Below are 12,491 nucleotides of genomic sequence, written 5' to 3'. Positions count from 1 at the left end.
TATTAAGCGGCTTGCTTAATAGGTTTTTTTCTATTTAAAATCTGCGTACCAACTTGAATAAAAGCTTGAATAATCCAACCTGTTGTAAAGGATAAGATAATTGTTCCAAAATAGATTGGCCCATCTAATAAGAAGCTTAATGTTAAAAATAAAAAAGCTAATGAAATTTCTGTTCTTCTAAATGTCCATTTCTTTTTCTCAGCAACAGTTAAAACGAAAGCCTCTTGAGGTGCTGCGCAAAGGTTAGTAGAGACGTAAAGACCAATTCCGGCTCCGACGAATAGGTTTCCGCAAATAAGTGTTATATATTTTGGAAGAGAGCGGATAATGTCCATAATGGTCGTAATAGAACCAACCCAATCAACAAAAAGAGAAATAAGAATCATCGTTACAATTGTGCCGATTGTAATTTGTTTTTTGTCCCAAAAGAGTACGATCAGGGTAAAAACAAAGTTAATCATGAAAATCCAAAAACCAATACTTATCCCAAAATTTTGATATAGTGCAATAAAGAAGGAATCATAAGGGCTAAGTCCAAAGGAAGTAATTGTCGTCATCATATTAATACCGATGGCGAGAATGAGTAAACCGCCAATGAAAAATATATATTCTAGTTTGAATCGAAGCATAGTTGTATATCCTTTCAAAATGTATTTGCTAAGAAAGGATATACTGTGGAAAGCTTACCAGGTCAAGCGAGAATTTTTGAGGGGAAGGGGAGAATGAGATGACTAATATAAGAAAGATTGCTGAACTTGCTGGGGTATCTGTTTCAACTGTTTCACGTGTACTCAATAATCATCCGTATGTGAATGAACAGAAACGAAAAGAGATTTTAGCGATTATTGAAGAATTAAATTACACGCAAAATGTGAATGCGATTCATTTAGTGAAAGGAAAAACGAATGTAATTGGCGTTTTATTGCCGCACGTAAATGATCAATATTACAGTGCCATTATTGGGGGGATATCAAAGGAAACCGCAAAGAACAATTATAATATGATGCTTTGCCAGACAAATTATAGCGAAGAAAAAGAGCTTGAAATTTTACATATGTTAAAAATGAAAAAGCTTGATGGAGTAATTATATGTTCACGGACAAATAGTAAGGAAAAACTTGAAGAGTATACGAAGTTTGGTCCAATTGTGATGTGTGAAGAAATAGATTCGAATTTCATTTCGAGTGTACATATTGATTACTACAAAGTATTTTTGCGCGGGATGAAAAGCTTAATAGATGCTGGTCATACACGTATCGGATATTGCATTGGAAGAAGTAATAGTATTAATAGCCAGAGGCGAAAAAAGGCGTATGAGGATTCACTTCAACAGATTGTTGTAACACCGTTAGATGCCTGGAAGTTTAAGGGCTGTTTTACGGTGGAAGATGGGCGCAATGTAGTCAGGAAATGGGCTCGTATGTCTGTAAAACCGACGGCTTTTCTTGTATCTTGCAATCATATTGCTGCAGGAATGGTAACGGAGGCGAAAAAACAAGGAATTCGTATCCCAGAGGATATTACGATTATCGGATGTGATGATCAAGAGGTGGCAAATATATTAGGTATTACGACGATTTCGCATTCTAGTAAAAATGTTGGTGTAAAGGCATTTGAATTATTATATGAAAAGATTAATGATGAGGAAATAGATGTGAAACATGTAGAGTTATTACCAGATTTGGTAGATAGGGAAACGACATAATAGAGAAGGTGTGAAAATCGCTTTTCGAAAATTCGTTTGGTATAATTATGGACAATCTATAGGGGCTAAAAGGGGTTTTGATATGAGATCAAAATTAGTAAAAGTAATTCTACTCATTACAATTGCATCTTTCTGTTTATTTGCATACGGTTTTGTTTCGGGTGTAAATGATGTATTAAATCCGAAAGCTTCAAAATTAATTACGAAGACTGACGTAGTGGCAAAAGAGAAAAAGAAAACGGGAACGTTACAAGTAGTTAGTTTAGGTGATTCGTTAACGCGCGGCGTTGGTGATAAAGAAGGAATTGGCTATATTGGACGAATGAAAGAGAATTTACAAAAAGATTATAAACAAAAAGTTGCACTAAGCAATTTGGCAGTTAGTGGTGCGAAAATGCCTGATTTATTAAAACAAATCGAAAGCAGCGGAGCTCAATATTCAATTAAGCAAGCAGATGTAATTGTTTTAACAATTGGAGGAAATGATTTATTCCCAGGATGGGAATCGCTCGGAAAGATAGATTTAGAGACGTATCGTCCTGATACGGAAACGTTTCAAAATGAAGCGAAGAAAATTATAGAAGAAATTCGTAAATTAAACACAGATAGTCCTATTTTTTGGCTAGGTTTATACAATCCTTTTGAGGATGTAGAAGATTTAAGAGGTTCATCAAATATTGTTGTGGATTGGAATGCTTCTTTAGAGAAGTTAGCATTAAATGATAAAAATGTATATATTACACCGACATTTGATTTATTCCAAAATCGTGGAAAAGATTTATTATACTCCGATCATTTTCATCCGAATGAAGTAGGCTACACATATATGGCAGAGCGATTGGTCCAAAACGTCGTAAGCAAATTAAAACTAGAGCAAGGAGGGATAAAATGACGACGATACTTTCTGTACGAGACTTGAAGAAGGTAATTGGAAAGAAGACGCTTGTAGAGGACATTTCATTTGATGTAAAACAAGGAGAAGTGTTTGGCTTTTTAGGACCGAACGGAGCCGGGAAAACGACAACAATTCGAATGTTAGTTGGACTGATTAAAGCGACAGAAGGTACTATTTCTATCAGTGGTTATTCTATTAAGGAAAATTTCAGAGAAGCGATGCGTCAAATTGGAAGTATAGTTGAAAACCCAGAGCTTTATACATATTTAACGGGATGGGAAAACTTAAAGCAATTTGCGCGCATGCTTGGTGATATATCAGATGAACGTATTATTGAAATTGCAAAAATGGTTCATTTAGATGAGCGTATTCACGATAAGGTAAAAACATATTCCCTTGGTATGAAGCAGCGTCTTGGAATTGCACAGGCGCTACTTGGAAACCCGAAATTGCTCATATTAGATGAACCGACGAATGGTTTAGATCCAGCTGGGATTAGAGAACTTAGGGAATTTATACATAAGCTTGTAAAAGAAGAAAATATGAGTGTATTTATTTCGAGTCACTTGCTAAGTGAAGTGCAACTGATATGCGACCGTGTTGCTATTATTCATAAAGGAAAAATGATAACAGTTGCACCTATTGAGGAGTTGATCAAAACAGCGAGTGATCGTGTGGAATGGGTCGTTACACCGATTTCCAAAGCGAAAGACATGTTAGAAGCTGCTGAAGAGATAGAGGAAGTTAGTGTAGAAGATGAGCGTTTATTATGTCGTATGGATGTTGCATCTATTAATGTTTGGAATAAGCATTTTGTAGAAAACGGGATAGATGTACATAGCGTCAAAGAGCTTGTATTTACGCTAGAAGATTTATTTATTGAACTCACAAGGGGTGAGCAACATGCGTGAATTTGCGAATCTAGTTTTAAATGAATCAGAAAAGATTTATCGTAAGAAACGAATTGTTGTTGTCATGCTTATTTTAGCAATCTTGATTCCACTTTTTGTGTATGCTCAGTATCGTGAAATAGAAACGACGCAAAAAAGGCTTGGTACGACCGATTGGAAAGTATCATTACAGCAACAAATTGTTGATTCACAAAACCGCTTGAACAATTCTAGATTGCCAGAAGAATGGCGGGATTGGTTAAAAGTAAGAGTGGAACAACAACAATATTATTTAGATCATAATATTAATCCGACTGCGCCAGGAGCACCGACATTTGTGAGGGCGTTTATTGAACAAGGAATAACGTTATTTATTCCATTGCTCGTTATGATTGTCGCCATTGATATTGTTTCAGGAGAACGAAGTGATGGTACGATGAAAATGCTTCTGACGAGGCCAATTAGGCGCTGGAAAATACTCCTTAGTAAATATGTGACGATGTTATTTTTCATTTCGCTCATATTGCTTCTTGTCGGTTTGTTTGCTTACGCATTATCAGGGCTTGTATTTGGATACTCTGGATGGAATTTACCTGTGTTAACAGGATTCGTCATTGATAAGGAAACGTTAAATACAAACTTTGTACACCTTATTCCGCAGTGGCAATACATTTTAATGGCGTACGGACTAGCTTGGTTTGTTGCTATCGTTGTTGGAACTATATCATTTATGGTCTCTGTTTTAATTCGTAATACACCAGCTGGCATGGGCGTTATGTTAGCTGCGTTAATTGCAGGCGGCATTTTAAGTTCATTCGCAACGTCTTGGGAAGGTGCGAAATACATTTTTAGTGTCAACTTATCGCTAACGGATTATTTATCAGGAAAACTTCCTGCATTACAAGGGTTATCAATGGGATTTTCTTTAATAAATTTAACGGTTTGGGCAGTAGTATCTCTTATCATTTCGTTTGTAGTATTTACAAGGCAGGATATGGTGAATTAATTGGATAGGAAGTGAAGGCATGGAAAACATTTTGCAGAATGATTGGGGACCATTACTGGGGCCAGAATTTGAGAAAGAATACTATCAAAATTTAGCTAACTTTTTAAAAGAAGAGTATGAGGAGCATGTGATTTATCCAAAGGTAGAAGATATTTTTAACGCTCTTCAGTATACAAGTTATGAAAATACAAAGGTCGTTATTTTAGGACAAGACCCATATCATGGACCGAATCAAGCGCATGGTTTAAGCTTTTCGGTACAACCTGGTATTAAAACGCCGCCATCATTGCTAAATATGTACAAAGAACTTCGAGATGAATACGATTATGAAATTCCGAATAATGGTTATTTAGTAAAATGGGCGGAGCAAGGGGTTTTACTATTAAATACTGTGTTAACGGTTCGTCAAGGTGAGGCGAATTCTCATAAAGGAAAAGGATGGGAGCATTTCACAGATCGTGTAATTGAGCTATTAAATGAACGTGAAAAGCCAGTTATTTTCATATTATGGGGACGCCATGCTCAGGCGAAGAAAAAGTTAATTACGAATACGAGTCATCGTATTATCGAGTCTGTACATCCAAGTCCATTATCAGCAAGACGAGGTTTCTTTGGAAGTAAGCCGTACTCTAAAGTAAATACGATTTTAGCTAATATGGGCGAAAGAGAAATTGATTGGGAAATTCCAAATTTATAAATAGAAAAGGTAGTTAACAGTTGTTAACTACCTTTTTATTATTGTTGTTCGTTCTTTAGTTTTGCATCTAGTACAAAAGTACCGAATGGGATAACTGATGAAACGAATGCCCCAAGTGCCCATAAAATTGATTTACGGTGTACGATTGTTACTTGAATTACTGCAAAGATGAATAGAATAAATAAAACGCCATGAGCCATGCCTGTAATTTTAACAGCTGTTGCAAACCCTGCAAAATATTTTAATGGCATTGCTACAAATAATAGTAATAGGAAAGAAATCCCCTCAATTAAGCCGATTGCTCTTAATCTTCCGATTGGTGTAGATAACATGAAGTAGCCTCCTTTAATGTATGCTTGTATATAGTAAATTTGTATTCTTTTTCAAAATGAAATAGTCTATTTTGTTTCATTATATACAAAAAGAAAGTTTACACTACGAGAATAGTGCAAAGTTCAAAATATAGTCACAAAAGCGTTGTAATTTAAATAAAAACCTATTTGAAGTGTTTGACTTCAAATAGGTTTTATGAATGAAAATATTAAACAAGTACTTCTGTTTTTAAAACGAATTTCTCTACAACTTTTGCAACGCCATCGCTCATATTTGTATCTGTTACATAGTTTGCAATTTCTTTAATATCATCTGGTGCATTGCCCATCGCAACGCCAAGACCAGCAAATTCAATCATCGCTTGATCGTTATAGCTATCGCCCATTGCGATAACTTCTTCGCGCTTAATACCAAGTTTTTGGATTAATTGGTTTAAGCTCGTTCCTTTCGTAACACCATGTTCAGTAAATTCTAAGAAGAATGGTTTAGAGCGCATAACGCTTAATTGACCTTCTAGTTGTTTTTGTAGTTTCTTTTCTACTTCAACAAGGCGTTCAGCTTCTTTATTCATTAATACTTTTACTACAGGTTCTTTAACAGCAGTTTTAAAATCATCTACTTCAATAATCGGCATGCCAGTAATTTCGCCCTCAATTTTAGTATAAGGATTATTTTCTTCTGTTACGATATCATCGCCAATATAAGTATGAATCCATACATCTTCAGTTTTACTAATTTCAAATAGGTTGTGAACGATTTCAGGAGATAGCGTGCTACTGAAGATTTCTTCATTTGTTTTACAGTTAATAATTTTAGCACCGTTAAAAGATAGAATGAAGCTACCGTATTCTTCTAAAAGAAGTTCTTTTGCAACATTGCGCATACCAAAAGTTGGGCGCCCAGAAGCAAGTACAACTTTAACTCCTTTTTCTTGTGCTGTCATTAAAGCCTCTTTCGTACGAGGGGAAATTGTATGGTCATCGCGTAATAAAGTATCATCTAAATCTAAAACAATCATTTTATAAGTCATATAGAAAATCCCTTTCTTTGTTGGAATAGAAATAAATTTGTATGAAGATATTGGGGAATATATAGTAAGACATCGAACCTCTTTACATGAAATTAGGAGAAGTTCTGCATTGTTAGTATAAATTATCATGAGTGTGTTGCCCATGATAATTTATCCCGCTATTTGCCGGGCAGTAAGACTCCCACCTCAAAATTTAGCTGGAGCAAAGAAGTTAGGTGGGAGATTAACTGCCCGTAAACGCCCGATTGGTGCGGGCTAATAATCAGTGGGGATGAACAAAAACCCCACTGATTAAAGTTTCACTTTATCATTATCGTAACAACTCTAAAGGTAGAGTGCAATAATGGAAGTTTTCCAATTTACGATAGTTGTTTTTCGTGCGAACGAGAAAATAGTATTTCCAGCAAGATAGCCATTACAGATCCAAGAACAAGACCGTTACTTAAAAAAGATGCTAAAAATGGCGGCAGCGTAGAAAATGCTCCGGCTGGAACGAACATAACTCCGATTCCCGTAAAGATTGAAAGACCTGCTACTTTAAATAATTTTTCTTTATTTTGTACAGTGTCATATTCGCGAAAGGCGAGACCAATCATGCTTGCAAATACAGGGTAAATCGCAGCATACCCAACTGCGACGGGGATTGCTGCAAAGAATGAAGTAATCTTTGGGAATATACTAACAAGAATGATAAAGCTTGACCCTAACATAAATGGGAGGCGTTTATAAATATTTGTCGTTGCAATAAATCCTGCGGATCCAGAAATGGCAACAGGACCAATGGCTGAAAATAGACCGCCTAGCAATTGATTTATTCCTGTTATAATGCCAGCTTGTTTGAAGCGATCTGGAGCAGCACCTTCTTCATACTTAGAAACAACCTTTTGTACAACGCGAATACTTGCTAACATATTTGTTAGAAGTAATAGTGTGACGAAAACTACCGTAATTGCCATGTTCCATTCAATGCGAGGCATTCCGAAAACAAATAGAGATGGAAGACGAATTATATCTGTCACAGGTGTTACTGGATTAGATAATCCGAAGCACGCAAATAATATCCAGCCGCAGACGATACTGAAAAGAACGGAATATCGTCCAATAATAGGTAGCTTCATAATGAAAAAAGATAGTAAAATAACAATGAGTGAAAGAATAAATACCTTTGGCTGCACTTCTGTATGTTGTCCATCAAGGCCAAACATACCTTTTAAGAAGGAGCCACTAAGTTGTGCGACAAGAAGGAATAAATACGTTCCAATTACTGTAGGTGTAAAGTAGCGAACTAGTTTATCGATAAGTCCAAAAACACTAAGAATAATACAAATAATTCCGCTTAGTAGGAAAGCGTACTGAAGGACCTTAAGTGTTTCATTACTTGATCCAAATAATACGACGCCTAAACTTGCATACAGGGAGAAAATTCCCCACCAAAGGCCTGCGGGACCTTCTTGAATAGGAAGTTTATGCCCAAATATAGCTTGCAGTAGGCCGGCAAAACCGAGAACAAATAATGTTCTTTGTACAAACGCGATAGCTTCAGTGCCGTCAAGGCCGTAACTAGTTGCGACACTAATTGGTACAATAAGACTTCCAGCTAAAATAAATAGTGCCCATTGTAAGGCAGAAAGAAATAGCTTCATTATATCAACCTCTTTCATAGATTCCGTTTCTAGTATATAGGTATTTCATTTCCTTTGGCAAAGATTGTAGATAGAGAAAAGAGTTGAAATATAATATGAATGCACGTAAGCAATTATGGATAGCAGTTATATGTATGACCTTTGTTGTAATTTTAGGGACGATAGGATTTATGACAATTGAAGAGATTAGCTTGTTTCAAGCATTTTGGATGACGATGATTACTGTATTAACGGTTGGATATGGTGATGTAGTGCCTATAACACAGGCGGGGGAATTTTTTGCGCTCCTTATTATACCTGTTGGCGTCGGTATCGTTACGTATGCAATGGGGGTAGTTGCAGCTATGATCATTGAGGGTAACTTATTTCATGCAGTGCGGAGGAAGAAGATGGATAAACAAATAGCACAGTTACAAAAGCATATTATAGTATGTGGTTGTGGAAGAGTAGGGCTTCAAGTTGTACATGAATTAAAGGAAAAGAAAATCCCATTTGTAGTTGTGGATAAAGATGAAAGTATATTCGAACAGGAAAAGCTTTTATATGTACATGGGGATGCAACTGAAGATCAAGTGTTACATAATGCCGGAATTTCGAAGGCAGCCGGTCTAGTTGCTATCGTAGCAAACGATGCTGAAAATGTATTTATTACATTAACGGCAAGAGGGCTTAATGATACAATTAAAATTGTAGCAAGAGCTGAAAAGCCAGAAACAGAAGAAAAATTACGGCGCGCTGGTGCAAATAAGGTTATTAATCCATCTAGTATGGCAGGGATTCATATCGCAAAAGGTATTGCGAATCCGTTAACAGTTCATTATATTGATACAGTATTGTATGGAATAGAGCAATCATTTGTAATTGAAGAAATTCAAGTTGGTAAAGATTCTATCTTAGCTAGTAAATCGTTATTAGAGAGTAATGTGAGAAATCAATTTGATGTAACAATTTTAGCGATTTTAAGAGATGGGTATATTATCCATAATCCAACAGGGCAGGAAAAACTGCAAGAACATGATATGATAATAGTATTTGGTTCAGTGGAGAAACTGGGGCAATTTGAGAAAGAACTACAAAGTAAGAGGTGACAAGGAATGCAAGTATCTAGCGATAAGGTTTTAAATAAAATGGCGAGTGAAATTGCAAAGGCAAAAAGTAGTGAAGGACAAAAATCAAAAGAGCATTTATTAGTTGTGCGTGCATTATGTGATTTATTATTAGATGAACAAGTTGAGCCTTCTACGTATAGAGAACCACAAGTTCAATCACAAATAATCGGATCTCAGCCTATAACAACAGTTCAACCGGTTATGCCAGTTTCTGGAGAACCTGTGTATATAAAAGAAGAAGGTGCAAATGGTAATTCTTTATTTGATTTTTAGGGATTAAATCGTTTGGATTATATGTGAAAATTGCTTATGATAAAAATAAAAAGGGGAATTAAGATGAAGATTTTCTTTTTACTAGGTTGTATTGCAGCGGGGCTATCTGTTGCATTAGGGGCTTTTGGAGCACATGGTTTAGAAAATAAAATTTCTGCAAAAATGTTAGAAGTGTGGAAGACGGGCGTTACATATCAAATGTTTCATGCAGGTGGCTTATTCGTAGTTGCTCTATTAATGGACAAAATGCAATCATCACTTTTAAGCACTGCGGGTTGGCTTATGGTAGCTGGGATTATTATGTTCTCAGGCAGTCTTTATGCATTAAGTACAACAGGTATTAAATTCTTTGGCCCAATTACACCCCTTGGTGGTGTAGCGTTTATTGTGGCGTGGATTCTAGTCGGAACTGCAGTTGTAAAAGGGTTATAAAAAACAAAAGCTGGCATTCGCCAGCTTTTTTTTATGGTCTTGGAGCATAAGTTGCTTGTTGACCAGGTAAATACGTAATTTCTCCTGGGAATTCTACATAATCTAAATAAATCATTAGTAGTAAAAAGCGTTTTCCAGATTTCGGCTCACTAATTACGATATGATCACGGCCAGCTGCCTCGATGATCCCTGTATAAGATTGTGTACCAAGCGAACTACCGCGTTCATAAGTCATTACAACTGTAGCTGGCTTACCCTTATTTAAACGAAGGATATTTTCAATATACGATTGCTCTAGTGGTAACATACCTTGAGAAACTGCAAGTTGAGCCTGAGCAGCTTGTTGTTGCATCGCTTGCTGTTGTTGTTGCTGTTGCTGCTGCTGTGGGGTCATTTGTTGCGGTTGCACATAAGTTCCAGATGGTTGATAAAAACCTGTTCCGTAGTACGGGTTTTGTTGCTGTGTCATTCAAAAATCCCTCCTCATTTTCATTCCTTAATATACGCCTGGACAATCTCCACCAGATGGTTGGAAGAAGCAGTGTTTTTTAAAGCGACCAGAATTTTGTTGGTCATACCAAGTTGGTGGGCAAGGACCTTCAGGTCTAAAGAACCATAAGGCGAAGTTGGCGGGCCAAAAACGTTGTCCCTGAATTGTCCGGCGGGCTAAGGCAATATCTTGTTCTCTCGCTCGTTGATAAAAATACCCTTTTTGAGTTGCTTCAAAACCACCAGGATTTTGATAAACCATTTGACGTAAATTACGTATTTTTTTGAAATCTAAACAATTTCCGCGGACACGATTTACCCCAACGTTTCCGACCATTAACATCCCTTGTTGGCCTTCTCCTTCGGCTTCAGCACGCATCAGTCTAGCTAATAACTTAACATCTTCTTCGTTATACGCGATAACACCCATTATGTGTCACCTCTCTTTTTGGAATGCCTTGTAGAAAGAGGTTCATTTCTAGATGAAGTGTGGAACAATTACTAGTTCATACGTATGAGAAAAAGGACGCAGATATGACAACCAAACGAAGTTTTACATCTAGAGGGGAAAATAAAAAAAGCTAGCGTGAGCTAGCTTTTCATCATTAAAATACTTTAGACCATAAGTTTGAGAAGAAATCGCCAATTGAACGCATTGTTAATACGAACCAATTTGCTTTTTCTACTTCTTCAGTCGCTTTTGCAGTAACTTTTATACTTTTATTTCCGTCTAAGAAACCATATTTATCAGTTGGTTCTAAGACGATTGAACCTACCTTTGCATCTTTCTTAATAGGAGCAACTAAATGCCCATCTTCAGCAAGTGATTTATCTGCTTCAGTAGAAATTTTGTAAGGTGATTTGCTACCTTTTGTAGTAACTACTGTCACTTCTTTTTCTGGTGCAACTGTTACGTAGTCTTCTTTTCCTGTTACTACAGAAATTTTGTTGTTTTTATCTATTTTTAATTTCTGTTTTTCGAAGTTATTAAATCCATATTCAATTAATGCGCGAGATTCTGTGAAACGTTCGTCCATTGATTTCGTTTTAATAATAACAGATATAAGACGTAAATCACCGCGTTTTGCTGTAATGGTAAAACCATACCCAGCTGTATCGGAACTTCCTGTTTTTAAACCATCTGCTCCTTCATAAGAGAAAGCAGCACCTGGTAACATCCAGTTTCAATTTTCCATACGAATTGGTTTTGGATGATTATCTGGGAAGTTTCTAAATCTTTGTTTTGTATCCTCTAGCATTTCTGGATACTTTGTAATAATTGTTTTTGAAAGAATACCCATATCGCGAGCTGACATGGAGTTTTCTCCATTCGGATCAGTTCCTTCAGGATGTTTTCCTTTTAAATCAGCGTTATTTAACCCAGTAGCGTTTACAAATTTATATTTCTTTAACCCTAGTTTTTTCGCATGTTCATTTGCGAGATTTAAGAAGTTCTTTTCACTTCCTGCAAGTAATTCTGCTAAAGCAATACTAGATCCATTTGCAGAGAAGATAACGATAGAATGGTATAACTCTCTTACAGTATATTGACGTCCTTTTTCGAACGGCACGTTAGAGAATTCATTATTACGTGAAACTTCATAAGCGTAATCAGAAATAGTTACTTTCGTATCCCAAGTGATTTTTCCTTCTTTAATTGCTTCTAATACGGCATAAATAACAATTAATTTTGACATACTAGCGATAGCTAGTAATTCATCTGGATTTTGTTCATGCAGTATTTTTCCTGTATCCGCATCAAATAGCAGTGCAGCAGCTGCCTCTATATGTATTTTTTCTTCTGCATGGGATGTTGTTACTCCTAAGGAAGAAATTGACAATAGAGACACTAGTAAAATAGACAAGATTTTCTTCATATACATTATCACCTTCGCATCGTTATTAGCATATAGCTCGTACCATTTTAGCATAAATTTGGATATAGAAAGGTTACAATTTTGTAAGGAAATTGAAAAGAATTTGTCGATT

14 protein-coding genes and 1 pseudogene are annotated in these 12,491 nt (G+C 36.2%); 8 read left to right on the top strand and 7 right to left on the bottom strand.

What is annotated here, in order from left to right; all coding sequences use genetic code 11:
* Positions 1–2: 2 nt before the first annotated feature.
* Positions 3–629 carry a YczE/YyaS/YitT family protein gene (locus tag NSQ08_RS25695; protein WP_002089845.1) on the bottom strand — a complete coding sequence of 209 codons (627 nt, stop codon included), beginning with the start codon at positions 627–629 and terminating at the stop codon, positions 3–5.
* Between the two features lie 98 nt (positions 630–727).
* Here NSQ08_RS25695 and NSQ08_RS25690 point away from each other — a divergent pair, with 98 nt between their 5' ends.
* Genes NSQ08_RS25690 through NSQ08_RS25670 form a run of 5 tightly spaced genes read left to right on the top strand, consistent with a single transcriptional unit; the run spans position 728 to position 5,193 of the window.
* On the top strand, positions 728–1,705 hold the full coding sequence (locus NSQ08_RS25690) for a LacI family DNA-binding transcriptional regulator (protein ID WP_340779705.1): 978 nt from the start codon (positions 728–730) through the stop codon (positions 1,703–1,705).
* 10 nt (positions 1,706–1,715) lie between these two features.
* On the top strand, positions 1,716–2,597 hold the full coding sequence (locus tag NSQ08_RS25685) for an SGNH/GDSL hydrolase family protein (protein ID WP_002034946.1): 882 nt from the start codon (positions 1,716–1,718) through the stop codon (positions 2,595–2,597).
* The gene (locus NSQ08_RS25680) at positions 2,594–3,511 is read left to right on the top strand and encodes an ABC transporter ATP-binding protein (protein ID WP_340779704.1); all 918 of its coding nucleotides are present in this window, start codon (positions 2,594–2,596) and stop codon (positions 3,509–3,511) included. The genes NSQ08_RS25685 and NSQ08_RS25680 overlap by 4 nt, the downstream gene beginning before the upstream one ends.
* On the top strand, positions 3,504–4,496 hold the full coding sequence (locus tag NSQ08_RS25675) for an ABC transporter permease (RefSeq protein ID WP_002089839.1): 993 nt from the start codon (positions 3,504–3,506) through the stop codon (positions 4,494–4,496). The genes NSQ08_RS25680 and NSQ08_RS25675 overlap by 8 nt, the downstream gene beginning before the upstream one ends.
* A gap of 19 nt (positions 4,497–4,515) precedes the next feature.
* A complete protein-coding gene (locus NSQ08_RS25670) occupies positions 4,516–5,193 on the top strand; it encodes a uracil-DNA glycosylase (protein ID WP_002192234.1) in 678 nt (225 codons plus the stop codon).
* A gap of 38 nt (positions 5,194–5,231) precedes the next feature.
* Here the strand turns inward: NSQ08_RS25670 and NSQ08_RS25665 are convergent, their stop codons facing one another.
* From NSQ08_RS25665 to NSQ08_RS25655, 3 genes are all read right to left on the bottom strand, one after another.
* The gene (locus NSQ08_RS25665) at positions 5,232–5,525 is read right to left on the bottom strand and encodes a DUF3817 domain-containing protein (protein ID WP_000953390.1); all 294 of its coding nucleotides are present in this window, start codon (positions 5,523–5,525) and stop codon (positions 5,232–5,234) included.
* Positions 5,526–5,734: 209 nt separating this feature from the next.
* Complete coding sequence (locus NSQ08_RS25660) at positions 5,735–6,556, bottom strand: Cof-type HAD-IIB family hydrolase (RefSeq protein ID WP_340779699.1); 822 nt, start codon at positions 6,554–6,556, stop codon at positions 5,735–5,737.
* 359 nt (positions 6,557–6,915) lie between these two features.
* Positions 6,916–8,199: a purine/pyrimidine permease gene (locus NSQ08_RS25655; protein WP_002143916.1), complete on the bottom strand. Its 1,284-nt coding sequence runs from the start codon at positions 8,197–8,199 to the stop codon at positions 6,916–6,918.
* 95 nt (positions 8,200–8,294) lie between these two features.
* On the opposite strand from NSQ08_RS25655, the gene NSQ08_RS25650 reads away from it, so the two are divergent.
* The 3 genes from NSQ08_RS25650 to NSQ08_RS25640 all read left to right on the top strand — a co-directional run bounded on the left by NSQ08_RS25650 (position 8,295) and on the right by NSQ08_RS25640 (position 10,013).
* On the top strand, positions 8,295–9,287 hold the full coding sequence (locus NSQ08_RS25650) for a potassium channel family protein (RefSeq protein ID WP_340779694.1): 993 nt from the start codon (positions 8,295–8,297) through the stop codon (positions 9,285–9,287).
* A 6-nt stretch (positions 9,288–9,293) separates the two neighbouring features.
* The gene (locus NSQ08_RS25645; RefSeq protein ID WP_001198367.1) at positions 9,294–9,581 is read left to right on the top strand and encodes a YwdI family protein; all 288 of its coding nucleotides are present in this window, start codon (positions 9,294–9,296) and stop codon (positions 9,579–9,581) included.
* Positions 9,582–9,644: 63 nt separating this feature from the next.
* Positions 9,645–10,013: a DUF423 domain-containing protein gene (locus NSQ08_RS25640; protein WP_002016371.1), complete on the top strand. Its 369-nt coding sequence runs from the start codon at positions 9,645–9,647 to the stop codon at positions 10,011–10,013.
* A gap of 31 nt (positions 10,014–10,044) precedes the next feature.
* On the opposite strand, the gene gerQ is transcribed toward NSQ08_RS25640, so the two are convergent.
* The 3 genes and pseudogenes from gerQ to NSQ08_RS25625 form a co-directional block, all read right to left on the bottom strand.
* The gene (gerQ, locus tag NSQ08_RS25635; protein WP_002143914.1) at positions 10,045–10,482 is read right to left on the bottom strand and encodes a spore coat protein GerQ; all 438 of its coding nucleotides are present in this window, start codon (positions 10,480–10,482) and stop codon (positions 10,045–10,047) included.
* Positions 10,483–10,509: 27 nt separating this feature from the next.
* Positions 10,510–10,932 carry a cell wall hydrolase CwlJ gene (cwlJ, locus tag NSQ08_RS25630; protein ID WP_000538158.1) on the bottom strand — a complete coding sequence of 141 codons (423 nt, stop codon included), beginning with the start codon at positions 10,930–10,932 and terminating at the stop codon, positions 10,510–10,512.
* A 175-nt stretch (positions 10,933–11,107) separates the two neighbouring features.
* Positions 11,108–12,385, bottom strand: a pseudogene (locus NSQ08_RS25625) (serine hydrolase).
* Positions 12,386–12,491: the final 106 nt, after the last annotated feature.

It is taken from the genome of Bacillus sp. FSL E2-8887 (assembly GCF_038007205.1).
Classification (GTDB): domain Bacteria; phylum Bacillota; class Bacilli; order Bacillales; family Bacillaceae_G; genus Bacillus_A; species Bacillus_A mycoides.
Note: the sequence above shows the minus strand (reverse complement) of the source record. Positions and strands in the feature narration are given on the sequence as shown.

What these genes read in the sequence shown, in the direction of transcription:
- NSQ08_RS25695 (WP_002089845.1), bottom strand. Translation starts at nt 629, where the DNA reads ATGCTTCGATTCAAACTAGAATATATATTTTTCATTGGCGGTTTACTC.
- NSQ08_RS25690 (WP_340779705.1), top strand. Translation starts at nt 728, where the DNA reads ATGACTAATATAAGAAAGATTGCTGAACTTGCTGGGGTATCTGTTTCA.
- NSQ08_RS25680 (WP_340779704.1), top strand. Translation starts at nt 2,594, where the DNA reads ATGACGACGATACTTTCTGTACGAGACTTGAAGAAGGTAATTGGAAAG.
- NSQ08_RS25675 (WP_002089839.1), top strand. Translation starts at nt 3,504, where the DNA reads ATGCGTGAATTTGCGAATCTAGTTTTAAATGAATCAGAAAAGATTTAT.
- NSQ08_RS25670 (WP_002192234.1), top strand. Translation starts at nt 4,516, where the DNA reads ATGGAAAACATTTTGCAGAATGATTGGGGACCATTACTGGGGCCAGAA.
- NSQ08_RS25665 (WP_000953390.1), bottom strand. Translation starts at nt 5,525, where the DNA reads ATGTTATCTACACCAATCGGAAGATTAAGAGCAATCGGCTTAATTGAG.
- NSQ08_RS25660 (WP_340779699.1), bottom strand. Translation starts at nt 6,556, where the DNA reads ATGACTTATAAAATGATTGTTTTAGATTTAGATGATACTTTATTACGC.
- NSQ08_RS25655 (WP_002143916.1), bottom strand. Translation starts at nt 8,199, where the DNA reads ATGAAGCTATTTCTTTCTGCCTTACAATGGGCACTATTTATTTTAGCT.
- NSQ08_RS25650 (WP_340779694.1), top strand. Translation starts at nt 8,295, where the DNA reads ATGAATGCACGTAAGCAATTATGGATAGCAGTTATATGTATGACCTTT.
- NSQ08_RS25645 (WP_001198367.1), top strand. Translation starts at nt 9,294, where the DNA reads ATGCAAGTATCTAGCGATAAGGTTTTAAATAAAATGGCGAGTGAAATT.
- NSQ08_RS25640 (WP_002016371.1), top strand. Translation starts at nt 9,645, where the DNA reads ATGAAGATTTTCTTTTTACTAGGTTGTATTGCAGCGGGGCTATCTGTT.
- gerQ (WP_002143914.1), bottom strand. Translation starts at nt 10,482, where the DNA reads ATGACACAGCAACAAAACCCGTACTACGGAACAGGTTTTTATCAACCA.
- cwlJ (WP_000538158.1), bottom strand. Translation starts at nt 10,932, where the DNA reads ATGGGTGTTATCGCGTATAACGAAGAAGATGTTAAGTTATTAGCTAGA.